Below are 12,219 nucleotides of genomic sequence, written 5' to 3'. Positions count from 1 at the left end.
GTTCCTCCCTTTTTTATACTAATTTTTCAAAATCAGGATAAGCTTCCATTCCGTGTTCGCCCAGATCGAGCCCTTCGTATTCTTCCGACTCCGAAACGCGAATTCCGATTGTTTTCTTAAGTAAGTACCAGAGAATATAAGTAAATAGAAGAGTAAAAGCTCCAACCGAAACAATGCCGATAATTTGGCTTATCAGTTGATCAAAACCGGCAAGCTGTCCGAATATTCCGACAGCCAGAGTTCCCCAGATTCCGCAAACAAGATGCACCGAAAGAGCGCCGACGGGATCGTCAAGCTTTAGTCTGTCGAAAATAATTACGGAAAATACCACGATAACGCCGGCAACAGCGCCGACAATCAAAGCTTCGAAAGGACTCATTACGTCCGCTCCAGCGGTAATTCCGACCAGACCAGCAAGTATTCCGTTTAATAACATTGTCAGGTCGGGCTTTTTAAGATAAAACCACGATGTAAATGCAGCGGCGACTCCTCCAGCTGCAGCGGCAATTGAAGTTGTAACCAAAACCAACGAAACCGCCGCCGGATCGGCGCTCAGGACTGATCCGCCGTTAAAACCGAACCATCCGAGCCAGAGCAGAAAAACTCCGATTGTAGCCAGAGGCATACTGTGCCCCGGAATCGGATTGATTTTATTACCGACATATTTTCCTTTCCTTGCGCCAAGTAAAATAATACCGGTCAGCGCGCCCCATCCTCCGACGGAATGAACTAAAGTAGAACCCGCAAAATCGTAAAATCCGAGCTGGTCTAAAAAGCCCCCGCCCCATTTCCACATACCCGTAATCGGATATGAAATTGCTACGAAAACTGTCGAGAAAATTAAAAACGACGAGAGTTTAATTCTTTCTGCCACGGCTCCCGATACAATTGTAGCGGCGGTAGCGGCGAACATTCCCTGGAATAAAAATTCAGTCCAGTATGTATACCCCATGTTATAATCTTTTGTCAGTCCCGAAGGATCGGTATGAATCCAGAAGCCCGAAAAGCCGAGAAAACCGCCTGCGTAATCCGAACCCGGATACATTAAATTAAATCCGATAAACGCGTACGTCAGCAGCCCTATTCCGGGTATTATCGAATTTTTAAAAAGAATATTAATTGTATTCTTGGACTGCGTTAATCCCGCCTCTAAAGATGCAAATCCCAAATGCATTATAAAGACGAGCGCCGTCGAAATCAGTATCCACAAATTATTTATGGTAAACAGATTATCGTATACTGCGGCGGATAATTCTTTTTCCATTTAACAACCTCCTTTTTTAAATAAAGAGAAAATACTAACCTTATTATATTTGCCCGTATTATGATATTGCCTAATTTATTTAGGTTTGACTGCAAATATACAAAAATCTGTTATTTATCCAAATCGAAGGAAAGTAAATATTAAGGCAAGGAATTTCTTTTAATAACCTCTGCCGGAAAAAACGCCGTGAGACCGGGTGACTTTAATATCCCTGAATTCCGGCGCTTTCATTCTCAACTCGAAACGAAAGCCTCTGTAGGTTCCTATCGGATTCCAGATTAGATTGAATTCCCAGCAGTGTAAATCGCGATAGATCGAAATTTGCGGAGCGGTGAATTGTTTGCGGTCGAAATCGTAACTCCCTCTTACAATGAACCGCCAGTTTTCCGTTAGACTGAACGATAAATTGGCATTTAAATTCGAGATTATATTTGTTTCTGAAGGAGTGCGTTTATTAAGGCTGTAGCTGTAGCTTAAACTCAGATCCCATGGAATTGTATAGGCGGGTTTTTTCAATTTTTCTTTTTCCGGATTAACATTCAGACTGTCATCCGAACTTTGCTCTTTTTTACCGTATAATTTATCCGAGCTTAAATTTGTATTTACGGTAAAAGAAAAGCTGGAAAGACGAAAAAGTCCCTTTCCCGCCGATACGAGAAATCTGTTTACTTTTGTATCGCCTTCGTAATCATAAAAAGTATAAGCCGAAGAGCCGTTAAAACTAAGGTACTGTCCGATCTGCGTTCTGAACGATAGGTTCAGATTGGAAAGTTTATATTCTTCCGATGCAAAATTATACCCCACGGAAGCGTCGAGGTTGAGCAATTGTATTTTATTGCCGCCCGATTCCGAAGTATCCGACGGGTCTTTTTGAGTTTTCATTTCGAAAACATTGCCGATCGAAAGGTTAATCGATTGTCTTTTGCCCGAGCCTGCGCCGCCGTAGACCTCGTTTCGGAATTTATCGTATTTCACAATTTTTCCTTCCGAATCGGTGTAATAATCGTAATAGCCCCATGTGTCGTCGGAAAAATCGGGTTGGTAAGTGTATGAAATTGCAGGTCGGAGCGTATGCCTGAAGGCTTCGATTCCCAGCATACCGGGCTGGAAAATGCCGTACAATTTTGTCGACGCCGACAAGCTCATTTCAAAAGTTCTTACGAAATTATATTCGTTAATGTCTCTCGTAATGAGAGTGTCTTTTTCGTATTCGGTATCCGTCTCAGGGTCATATTTTGTAATTTTTACATTTTCTATTTTTATCCTCTTATTATACCACTTTTCGTTGTAGTTAATTGAAGGCGATATATTGAAATATCCGATTTTGGGCGCAGCGTTAATTTGAAGCCTGTGCTGCGCTCCGGCTCTCTTGTCAATTTTATCGCCTGTTTTAGTTTTTCTGTTCAACAGATTCGCATAGTACGAAACGCCTATTTGCTCGTACCATTTTTGAGTTCTCGGGTCGGAGCTTTCGCCTCTGAACGGATAGAAAAGATTTTTTGTGAAAGTTAAGGAAGGAAGCGACTCAGTGACGTCGCCCGACTGTAATTTTTGCGTACGGCTATAATTAATCGTAAGACTCGTTCCCGATTCGTCCCAGCGTTTTGTAAATGTAGCGTTCGATATGATGTTCTGCGATAATATGTCGTTATAATTAATGCTATTATTTTGTAAATACGACGATGAAGAGAATCGCAAATCGGCGTTCAGTTGCGTCGTCGGATTGATTGTTTGTCTGTGAGTCCAGGATAAATACCAGTCGTCGACTTCGCTTCTTTTCGAAAGCGGGTCGGTCGATTCGCCTATGCTTATTTTAGAAAAATCTGCTGTGAAGGAACCGTCAAAAGAATATCTTTTCGAGTATCGAAAACGGCTGTGAAGTCCGTAACCGCCTTTAGAGTAATAATCGCCGGTCAAAGACAAATCCATATAATCGCTGATTGCCCAGAAGTATCCGAAATTATTGAAATATTGACCGCGCCTTGCGTCCTGTCCGTAAGTAGGAATTATTAAGCCGGATTTTCTGCCCGCTTCGGAGGGAAATATTCCGAAAGGCAAAGGCAGCGGAAAAGGCACTCCTGCAATATTCATAAAAATCCAGCGGGCAATTATTCTGTCTTTTTGTATTACTTTCATCTGACTTGCCGTAAAATACGTGTGAGGCGTATCGAGCTCGCAGGTTGTAAACATTCCATGCTCGATAAAGTAGATATTCTTTTCTACTTTTTTGACTTTCTCTCCTTCGTATCTCGAGTCTTTTTCTCTGTTTTTAGCCATCGAGATAAAACCGCGCTGCGTTTTGAAATTATATTTCAATGAAGAGCCTTCATAAACTTCGAAGCCTTCTTTAAGAACGGGCGTATCTTTCCATCGCACTTTTGCGGTGTCGGAAGTGTCTTCGATTCCGAAAGCTTCGAGGTCGTTTGTGTTGTAATCGAGATTTATCAAACCGCTGTTGAGTTCGATGTCTTTATATTTAAGGTCGGCTTGACCGAAGAGATACATCTTTTTCGAAGAGACGTCAAAAATAAGAGAATCCGACGCGGAAGCGTAGACCACGTCGTCAATTTCTCCGCCGGCGGTTCCGGCGGTAGTATCCCGCGGCGTTTCGGTTTGAGCATGCAGCGTCGAAAATAATAATGATATTGCGAGAAGAAAATATTTCATTCCGTTTTTCAAATACGTATCATAAATTATTGAATCTTGCTCTCGAAATCGACTCTTCAATTTTTCTGATTATTTGTTCGGCAACGCGCAGCGCTTTTAAACCGTCGTAACCCGTAACCGGAGGAACGGTATCATTTAAAACGGATTCGGCAAACAATTTCAGTTCGTACTGCAGAGGATTAATATTAACGCTGTCCGGACGTTCTATAACGACGGTTCTTTTTTTATCTTCGATTCCTATTTGACCGATCGGGAAAGCGCCCGATTCCGGCAAAACGCCTTGCGGCATTAAACGGATAATTTCGGAAGAGCCTTCTATAAAATCGACCGAGAAATAGGTGTCCTGCTGAAACATTCTCATTTTGCGCATCCTCTTTTGAGAAATTCTGCTGGCTGTAACATTTGCAACAGCAAAATTTTCGAATTCGATTCTTGCGTTTGCAATGTCGATATTATTCGATACTACCGAAATGCCGCTTGCGCGAATATCTTTAATTTCGCTTTTAACCAAACTTAATATAATGTCGATATCGTGAATCATTAAATCGAGAATAACCGCCACGTCGGTTCCCCGAGGATTGAACTGCGCCAGACGGTCGGACTGAATGAACATCGGATTGAGTTCGTATTTTTCGAGCGAGACGAGCGCGGGATTGAAACGCTCGATATGTCCCACCTGCAATTTGAGATTTTTTTCTTCTGAAATCGCCACCAATTCTTCGGCTTCGGAGATGTGCGCCGTAATCGGCTTTTCGACAAAAACGTGTTTTCCGTACCCGAATGCTTTTTTAACCAGTTCATAATGAGCGCTGGTTGTCGCTACGATTACCACGGCTTCCGAATCGTTCATCAATTTGTCCATATCCTGATATTGCTTTACGCCGAATTCTTCCGAAACGTTTTTCGATTTTTCGAAGTCTTTGTCGTAAACTCCGCACAATTCCACGTTATCAAGTTCTTTCAGCAATTTAACGTGAATTCTTCCGAGATGTCCCGTACCGATTACGCCTATTTTTAGTTTATTCATAATTCACCGAAATTATTTTGTTATAACCGATTATTTTGTGATAAGATCCGTATTCCTGACTTTTATAATAAATGAAGATATGATATTCGTTAACAGTTTCCCAAAAATTTCCTTCGAGAATATACCAGTCGGGTTGAGTTATATCGTACGCTGTTACGTACTGGTAATCGTAAATTCCGCGTTTGAGTTCCAGAGTCAAATAGAGAAGCCCGTTATCGTCATACATTTCGTAATCGGGAAGAATGCGCCAATTGTTGAACGCTCCGGTAAGATAAACGGGCGCTTGAATATCTTCCGGCGGTCTGATTCTGAAAGTAACATAAAGATACTCCGCGTAATCGCTTTTATAATTTGTAAGTATAGAACCGCCATTTAAATCTTTTTTTCTTTTATGAAAAAAGTCGGAAGTTTCAATTCCGTCGAATTGAGCATAGACTTCTTTAGCGTTATAAATGTTATAATCCCTCAAATCCGTTTGACGGTATTCGTTTCCCGGTCGAATATTTCTTGCAATAAATTTGAATTCGTCGTTGCCGTTCCATTCGTAAAAACGCTCGTCGTCCGTATGCGCCGGATCGATTATAACGGGATAGCCGATCTTCCTGTTTTCAATTATTTCGACTCCCAATATTTCCGACGGGTAGAGCGAATCGGGAATTCTGAATTCGGTATTGATCGAAATTGTTCTGGCAAGAGCGGGAATATCGGGTTCGTTGCCCTGAAACCGTTCTTTATGCAAAACCGTTATCGGCTTAATTTCCGGATAAACCACATAAAAATTCCCCTCGGCAAATACGATAGCAGGATCGTAGGAATCGACAATATAGAATTTCCACTTGCCCGAAAACGGAAAAGTAACGTTCTTATTCGGGAAAACTCCCGCATAATGATATCGCGCTCCTTCGATGTGAAGCGGCAGTCTCTGAAAATTGAGATAATATTCGGTATTGTACCTCTGATTCAAAAGAAATGCGTCTTCGTAAGGCTTCCAGTTTTTATCGCAAAAACGGAATATAATATTCAAATTCGGAGCGGAATCCGAATCGACGTCGAATTCAATTGTGATAGTCTGTTTCGGTTCGGCTTTTGCGTCGATTAACGGAAAAGAAGTTTCGTCTCCGGTAGAATAGACCTTCAGACTTTTGATATCGAAATAAGCGGCGTCAATTACGCCGCAGAGCAAAAGAAAAAATATCAGAATATTTCGACGCATTTTATCGAGCTGAATGGTACGAAAATATTGAATGTTTTATCTTCTCTTTTTGCTTCGAGCAAAAGTCCGTCGTCGTATGCTCCTACAAGTTTTCCGGTCTTGAATACAATCTCGTAAAATGCCGGGTGGTCGGAGTTCTCTTTGCCATAAACTACTCCGTAATTTTCGTTCATTGTGATATTGAGAACTTTACCCGTAAAATCTGACCAGTCGAGTTTCATTTTATTTTTTCCCGAATATTTTTTTATGCGAAATTAAAACTATATAAAAATGCAAACTTTTACAATCGACCGCGCGGTAAATGAGTTATCTTTATTTAAGCGCCGTAACATTTTCCGTATACGCGTAACAATTTTGCCAACCGATCGGATATCATACAAGAAGTTCTTGGAGTAAAAAAAATTCCCGCTCGAAGGCGGGAATGAATCCATTAAATTCGTTATGAAAAAAAGATTATCTTTCTCTTACTTTTATGTCGCCTCCTGAAGTCGAAGCGTACAATTTGACGCCGCCGTTATTAAACCGCGCTTCGTATTTTCCTCTTTTAACGGACATCTCCTTTGCGTTCGGATAGTCGCAGTCGATATCGCCTCCCCATGTTTCCAGCAGAACGTCAGCGTCGATACCGGAAGGCAGATTTATTATAATGTCTCCGCCCGAAGTCGAGGCGTTAATCCCTTTGAATTTTCCGTCCAGGTCAACCATAATATCGCCGCCGGAAGTTTCGGCATTGACTTGACCGTCGTTCGAACGGACTCTGATATCTCCTCCCGAAGTCGACACTTCGACATTTCCTTTAATCGACTTTACCGTAATGTCGCCGCCTGAAGTTGAAGCCGAAACGTCGCCGTAATGATTATCGATTACAATATCGCCGCCTGAGGTTTCCGCGTTAAGAGCGCCTTTCGTATTCGAAAGTTTAATGTCGCCGCCCGATGTTTCCAGCCTTTTTTCTCCTTTAATCGAATAGAGGGCTATGTCGCCGCCGGAAGTTTCGATTTCCAGTTTGAAATCGGACGGTACTTTAACTTCAACCAAAGAGCCTCCCGCGCCGCCGAACCAGTCGAAAAATCCGCTCCGTTTTTTCTTTACTGTCACTTTTACACCGTCTTCAATTCTGTCGATATCAACTTTTACTTTCGAAGCCGTTTTTTTACTCCCTTTGACTTTTACTTCGACGCTGTTTTTATCCCATGCGGAAACTTTTACGTCGCTGCCGGAAGCTTCCACGTAAAGGCTCTCTCCGGCTGAAACATCGAATGTTTTTTCGGCAATTATATTCTGAGCATTTAAATAACCGAACGATACGAGCAGCAGACCCAGGATTGTAATTGATTTCGTAATCAGTCTCATTTTTGCATCTCCCTATTATTTTATATTTTTTGGAAGTATTTCTGAATTACACGGCTTTAGACTCGTAACAGACACAAAAAGTTAGACGATGGCAAAATTTTTTATAGTTTTTATCGGCGCCGGTTTCGGAGGGAGTCTCCGCTATTACGTATCGGCTCTATTTTACAGAATATTTCCCGTTTTATTTCCCGTCGGAACTCTGGCGGTAAATTTTCTGGGCAGTTTCTTTCTCGGATTATTGATTTACGGATTTGACGAACGAGAATTGATATCTTCGAATATGAAGTTATTGCTCGGAGTGGGATTCTGCGGCGGATTTACTACGTTTTCAACATTTTCGCTGGAAACTCTCAATCTTTTAAAAGAATCGCAATTCCTTCTCGGCGGACTGAATATATTGCTTAACGTTGCTGTATCGCTCGCCGGCGTTTACACGGCATATATTATAACGAGGTAAATTATGAGGATATCAGGCGAAGCCAAATTGCTCAGGATTTTTGTAGGCGAGTCCGACAAATGCGGGACGGTAACCGTATATGAAAAGATTGTGACGGAAGCCCGCAAATCGAATTTAGCCGGCGCGACGGTTTATAAAGGAATTATGGGTTATGGCGGAACTAGCAGAATTCACACCGCAAAATTTTTGCGCCTCTCGGAAGACTTGCCGCTGGTTATCGAAATTGTGGACGAAGCCGAGAAAATCGAAAAGTTTATTCCCACGGTCGAAAAAATCTTCGAAGAATCGAATTCGGGCGGGTTGATTACGCTCGAACGCGCTGAAATAATTAAATACACGGCAAACAAATGAAGTTAATCTTTCAGTCGTCCTTCTTTCTATTTTTTTCTTTCAATCTTCTTTTTGCCCAGACAGAAAACCGTTATAACCTCAATCAATTCGGAAAAGAGACAATCGAATTTGTTAAGATACCGCTCGAAGCCGACAGGAATGATTTTATCACGCTCGGCATAATAAGCGCCGGAGCCTTTCTTGCCATGCAAGCGGACCAACCCGTAAGAGACGCCGTAATGAAAGACCGGCGGTACTATTCTTCTTTTCCGATGAAATTCGGGAAAGCCTGGGGCGATCTTTATACGGCTCCCGCCATAGCTCTTTTGACCGGTTTGTACGGAAATCTGTCAGGCAATAAAACTTATTCTAAAATCGGGTTTGAAATTATGCAAACGATGCTCTATTCGGGCATGGTTACGGGTTTTATTAAAGCAGCTGCGGGACGCGCTCGCCCTTTTACGGATAAAGGTTCTTCTTTCTATAAACCTTTTACCCTTTTTGACGACGACTATCATTCTTTGCCGTCCGGTCATGCCACGCTTGCTTTCGGTTTGTCGACCGTTCTTGCAAACAATACGGATTCCGATTATCTGAAAGCTCTTTTCTATCTTCCGGCTGTTTTGACGGCAGTTTCGCGAGTCTATCACGACAATCACTGGACTTCCGATGTACTGCTCGGGGCGGCAATCGGTTATTTAACAGCCAGATGGGTCTACGGCAAACACGCTCGAAACGATTCAAGCGAACAAATCGGTTTTATGCGGGGCGGTGAGTTCAACTGGATATATGTAAAAATTAATTTTTAAATCGGGGGGATAATTATGAAAAAGTTTCAATCGACAATCATTCTACTTTTGCTTGCGACTGTTCTGTATGCGCAGGTTCGTCTTCCCAAATTGATAAGCGACGGAATGGTATTGCAACGCGAAGTTCCTATTAAAATATGGGGATGGGCTTCGCCAGGCGAAAAAGTCGAAATCAAATTTATCGATTCCGCTTATAGCGTCGCGGCTTCCGATAAAGGCAAATGGCAGATAATGATTCCTCCTCAAAATGCCGGCGGACCCTATAAAATGGAAATCTCGGCTTCCAATAAAATTACCATAAAAGATATTTTAATCGGCGACGTTTGGGTCTGTTCGGGTCAGTCGAACATGGAACTGCCGATGCGCAGGGTCGAACCCGTTTATAAGGATATAATTGCAAACTCAAGCAATAAATACATACGACAGTTTTACGTACCGCGCGAATATTGTTTTACCGAAAGGAAGGAAGATTTTTCGGACGCTAAATGGACTGAAGCGAATCCTCAAACCGTTCTCGACTTTACCGCCGTCGGTTATTTTTTTGCAAGAGAGTTATACGATAAATATAAAATTCCGATCGGACTGATAAATACGAGTTTGGGCGGTTCGCCTGCCGAAGCCTGGATGAGCGAAGAAGCTTTAAAAGAATTTCCGCATTATTACGAAGAGCTCCAAAAGTTCAAGGATTATAGTTTAATCGAAAAAATCAGAAAAAGCGACAGCGTAAGAATTAATAATTGGTTTACTGCCCTCAGGCGCAAAGACGAGGGATATAAAAATCCCGATACGCCATGGTATTCGACCGCTTTGAATACTGCCGGCTGGGATTCGATTGCAATTCCGGGATATTGGACAAATACCCCGCTCGAAGGAACGAACGGAGCGGTATGGTTTCGAAAAGAAATCGAGATACCTGAATCCGCCGATAAAAGTTCGGGACTTCTTATACTCGGCAGAATTGTGGACGCCGATTCGGTTTTTATAAACGGTAAATTCGCAGGCTCTGTCAGTTACCAATATCCGCCGAGGAGATATCGAATACCAGAAGGCGTTCTTAAGCCCGGCAAAAACCTGATTACCGTTAGAGTGATAAGCAATATCGGCAATGGAGGGTTCGTGCCCGACAAACAGTACGAACTCTTTTTAAAAGACACGACAATCGACCTGAAGGGATACTGGAAATATAAAACCGGAGCAGTAATGCCTCCGCTCGAAAGTCAGACTTTTATCCGATGGAAACCAGGCGGACTTTTTAATGCAATGTTAGCCCCGCTTTTCAATTATAAAATCAAAGGCGTCGTTTGGTATCAGGGCGAATCGAATGCGGACAGACCGGTTGAATACAGGCGTCTTTTCCCTGCTTTAATAAAGGACTGGCGAAACAACTGGCATCAGGGTGATTTCCCGTTCCTATTCGTTCAACTGGCAAATTTTATGGAACCCGATTCGGAGCCTTCGAACAGCAATTGGGCTCTTTTGAGGGAAGCTCAAACAAAAGCTCTCGATTTGCCGAATACAGGAATGGCTGTAACAATCGATATCGGCGAATGGAACGATATACATCCACTAAACAAAAAAGACGCTGGCAAAAGACTTGCGTTGGCGGCAATGAAAATTGCTTATGACGAAGAACTGGTTTTTTCCGGACCGGTATATAAATCGATACGAATCGAAGGGAACAAAATAATTATCGATTTTTCGCATACGGGCGGAGGTCTAGTTTGCAAAGGAAATCAATTAAAACATTTTGCCATTGCAGGCGCCGACAAAAAATTCGTATGGGCTAATGCGGAAATTAAAGACAATAAAGTAATTGTTTGGAGCGATGAGATTAAAAATCCGGTCGCCGTTCGATATGCGTGGGCGGATAATCCCGAAGGCGCTAATCTTTACAACAAAGAGGGTCTTCCCGCCTCGCCTTTCAGAACCGACGACTGGTAAGCTGCAACACGCGCTTCGATTAACAAATGTTTTCAATGTAATATTCAGTATTCATTACGGCTTCCGGCCACTAATCCCCAATCCCTATTTTATTAATAAAACCGGACTGAATTTTTGATCTTACGGAAGCGTCCAATATTTCCCCTTTGGCGGACGATTGAGATCCGATTTTATCGATGTATATATTGAGTTTTTCTTCCAGGCGTGCGGAGCCGAGACGTTTCAGTGCTTCCAGATATAACGGCATGATTGAAATGTCCTGTTTCTCGAAATCATTTTCCAGAACGGGCAGCGCTTCTTTAATATTATGTTCAATAACAATACCGACCGCTTTAATTCTTACGGAATCGACCGGGCTATTAATATCGGTCAGGATTTTATTTTTGTCCTGAAGACGACCGTAAATATTATTAATCGTTAAAAAGCAAATAAGTATGAAAACTAAGTTCTTTTTCATTTTGAACGCCTTTTATTATTAAAACTTATTTCAGAAGGAGCATTTTTCTGTCGATTCTGATGCCGTTTCCTTTCAAACTGCAAATATAAACGCCACTGGATAAATTAGCGCCGTTAAATTCGGCTACGTAATAGCCGGGTTTGCGCACGCCTTCGAACAAGACTTTTACTGCTCTGCCGAGAATATCGTAAATTATCAGTGTTATTTTTCCTTCCGAAGGAATCTGATATCCGATTTTAGTTACGGGATTAAACGGGTTGGGATAGTTTTGCTCGAGCAGATATTCCTTCGGAGGCGCCGCTTTAATCTTTATCTCTTTTTCTTCAATCACTCCGTATTGATTACGAATTTCGATAGTCATCGATTCTTCTTTGTCTAATTCGGCATTTTTGTCAACGGAAAAAATAATTTCCGCCGTTTTTTGTCCTCCCCGTTTGATTTCGTCGATTTTGTCATCAACGGACACTATTTCCAGCCAGTCGGGTTTGCTTTTGATTTCAAGATATATGCCGCTTAAATTCACTTCCGTGCCGTTTACAATTTCCAGTTCTATTAAATTGTTACGGCTTCCGAAAGGTATTTCGTGAATTGTCTGAAAGTAATTGTCCGTACCGCAAAAGAGAATTAATATAATTAAATACCGTAACATTTTGTCGCCTCCTGATATTAATATCAAAGTCTTTCCCTCAAATAAACCGAAT

12 protein-coding genes are annotated in these 12,219 nt (G+C 42.0%); 4 read left to right on the top strand and 8 right to left on the bottom strand.

What is annotated here, in order from left to right:
* Nucleotides 1-13: 13 nt before the first annotated feature.
* From ACSSWA_RS08400 to ACSSWA_RS08375, 6 genes are all read right to left on the bottom strand, one after another.
* Nucleotides 14-1,264: an ammonium transporter gene (locus ACSSWA_RS08400; protein ID WP_437356120.1), complete on the bottom strand. Its 1,251-nt coding sequence runs from the start codon at nucleotides 1,262-1,264 to the stop codon at nucleotides 14-16.
* A 159-nt stretch (nucleotides 1,265-1,423) separates the two neighbouring features.
* A complete protein-coding gene (locus ACSSWA_RS08395; protein ID WP_437356119.1) occupies nucleotides 1,424-3,931 on the bottom strand; it encodes a putative LPS assembly protein LptD in 2,508 nt (835 codons plus the stop codon).
* Between the two features lie 19 nt (nucleotides 3,932-3,950).
* A complete protein-coding gene (locus ACSSWA_RS08390; protein WP_437356118.1) occupies nucleotides 3,951-4,958 on the bottom strand; it encodes a Gfo/Idh/MocA family protein in 1,008 nt (335 codons plus the stop codon).
* Complete coding sequence (locus ACSSWA_RS08385) at nucleotides 4,951-6,171, bottom strand: type IX secretion system plug protein domain-containing protein (RefSeq protein ID WP_437356117.1); 1,221 nt, start codon at nucleotides 6,169-6,171, stop codon at nucleotides 4,951-4,953. Before ACSSWA_RS08385 ends, ACSSWA_RS08390 begins: the two co-directional genes overlap by 8 nt.
* The gene (locus ACSSWA_RS08380; protein ID WP_014857053.1) at nucleotides 6,153-6,392 is read right to left on the bottom strand and encodes a hypothetical protein; all 240 of its coding nucleotides are present in this window, start codon (nucleotides 6,390-6,392) and stop codon (nucleotides 6,153-6,155) included. Before ACSSWA_RS08380 ends, ACSSWA_RS08385 begins: the two co-directional genes overlap by 19 nt.
* A 232-nt stretch (nucleotides 6,393-6,624) precedes the next feature.
* Nucleotides 6,625-7,524, bottom strand: a complete 900-nt coding sequence (locus tag ACSSWA_RS08375; protein WP_437356116.1) for a DUF4097 family beta strand repeat-containing protein — start codon at nucleotides 7,522-7,524, stop codon at nucleotides 6,625-6,627.
* Between the two features lie 88 nt (nucleotides 7,525-7,612).
* On the opposite strand from ACSSWA_RS08375, the gene crcB reads away from it, so the two are divergent.
* The 4 genes from crcB to ACSSWA_RS08355 are packed head-to-tail and all read left to right on the top strand — an operon-like array spanning nucleotide 7,613 to nucleotide 11,061.
* The gene (gene crcB, locus ACSSWA_RS08370) at nucleotides 7,613-7,981 is read left to right on the top strand and encodes a fluoride efflux transporter CrcB (protein WP_437356115.1); all 369 of its coding nucleotides are present in this window, start codon (nucleotides 7,613-7,615) and stop codon (nucleotides 7,979-7,981) included.
* Nucleotides 7,982-7,984: 3 nt separating this feature from the next.
* A complete protein-coding gene (locus ACSSWA_RS08365) occupies nucleotides 7,985-8,332 on the top strand; it encodes a DUF190 domain-containing protein (protein WP_437356114.1) in 348 nt (115 codons plus the stop codon).
* Nucleotides 8,329-9,120, top strand: a complete 792-nt coding sequence (locus ACSSWA_RS08360; RefSeq protein WP_437356113.1) for a phosphatase PAP2 family protein — start codon at nucleotides 8,329-8,331, stop codon at nucleotides 9,118-9,120. The genes ACSSWA_RS08365 and ACSSWA_RS08360 overlap by 4 nt, the downstream gene beginning before the upstream one ends.
* 15 nt (nucleotides 9,121-9,135) lie before the next feature.
* Complete coding sequence (locus tag ACSSWA_RS08355; protein ID WP_437356112.1) at nucleotides 9,136-11,061, top strand: sialate O-acetylesterase; 1,926 nt, start codon at nucleotides 9,136-9,138, stop codon at nucleotides 11,059-11,061.
* Between the two features lie 70 nt (nucleotides 11,062-11,131).
* On the opposite strand, the gene ACSSWA_RS08350 is transcribed toward ACSSWA_RS08355, so the two are convergent.
* Together ACSSWA_RS08350 and ACSSWA_RS08345 are read right to left on the bottom strand one after the other, a co-directional pair.
* Nucleotides 11,132-11,518, bottom strand: a complete 387-nt coding sequence (locus ACSSWA_RS08350; protein ID WP_437356111.1) for a hypothetical protein — start codon at nucleotides 11,516-11,518, stop codon at nucleotides 11,132-11,134.
* Between the two features lie 25 nt (nucleotides 11,519-11,543).
* Nucleotides 11,544-12,167, bottom strand: coding sequence for a T9SS type A sorting domain-containing protein (locus ACSSWA_RS08345; protein WP_437356110.1), 624 nt, complete (start codon nucleotides 12,165-12,167; stop codon nucleotides 11,544-11,546).
* Nucleotides 12,168-12,219: the final 52 nt, after the last annotated feature.

The sequence above is a fragment of the Melioribacter sp. Ez-97 genome (assembly GCF_051488665.1).
In the GTDB taxonomy this organism is placed as follows: domain Bacteria; phylum Bacteroidota; class Ignavibacteria; order Ignavibacteriales; family Melioribacteraceae; genus Melioribacter.
This window is presented reverse-complemented; position numbering and strand designations above follow the sequence as displayed.

Excerpts from the sequence above, each read along its gene's own strand:
- ACSSWA_RS08375 (WP_437356116.1), bottom strand. The coding sequence starts at position 7,524 with ATGAGACTGATTACGAAATCAATTACAATCCTGGGTCTGCTGCTCGTA.
- ACSSWA_RS08395 (WP_437356119.1), bottom strand. The coding sequence starts at position 3,931 with ATGAAATATTTTCTTCTCGCAATATCATTATTATTTTCGACGCTGCAT.
- ACSSWA_RS08345 (WP_437356110.1), bottom strand. The coding sequence starts at position 12,167 with ATGTTACGGTATTTAATTATATTAATTCTCTTTTGCGGTACGGACAAT.
- ACSSWA_RS08390 (WP_437356118.1), bottom strand. The coding sequence starts at position 4,958 with ATGAATAAACTAAAAATAGGCGTAATCGGTACGGGACATCTCGGAAGA.
- ACSSWA_RS08400 (WP_437356120.1), bottom strand. The coding sequence starts at position 1,264 with ATGGAAAAAGAATTATCCGCCGCAGTATACGATAATCTGTTTACCATA.
- ACSSWA_RS08360 (WP_437356113.1), top strand. The coding sequence starts at position 8,329 with ATGAAGTTAATCTTTCAGTCGTCCTTCTTTCTATTTTTTTCTTTCAAT.
- crcB (WP_437356115.1), top strand. The coding sequence starts at position 7,613 with ATGGCAAAATTTTTTATAGTTTTTATCGGCGCCGGTTTCGGAGGGAGT.
- ACSSWA_RS08365 (WP_437356114.1), top strand. The coding sequence starts at position 7,985 with ATGAGGATATCAGGCGAAGCCAAATTGCTCAGGATTTTTGTAGGCGAG.
- ACSSWA_RS08355 (WP_437356112.1), top strand. The coding sequence starts at position 9,136 with ATGAAAAAGTTTCAATCGACAATCATTCTACTTTTGCTTGCGACTGTT.
- ACSSWA_RS08385 (WP_437356117.1), bottom strand. The coding sequence starts at position 6,171 with ATGCGTCGAAATATTCTGATATTTTTTCTTTTGCTCTGCGGCGTAATT.
- ACSSWA_RS08380 (WP_014857053.1), bottom strand. The coding sequence starts at position 6,392 with ATGAAACTCGACTGGTCAGATTTTACGGGTAAAGTTCTCAATATCACA.
- ACSSWA_RS08350 (WP_437356111.1), bottom strand. The coding sequence starts at position 11,518 with ATGAAAAAGAACTTAGTTTTCATACTTATTTGCTTTTTAACGATTAAT.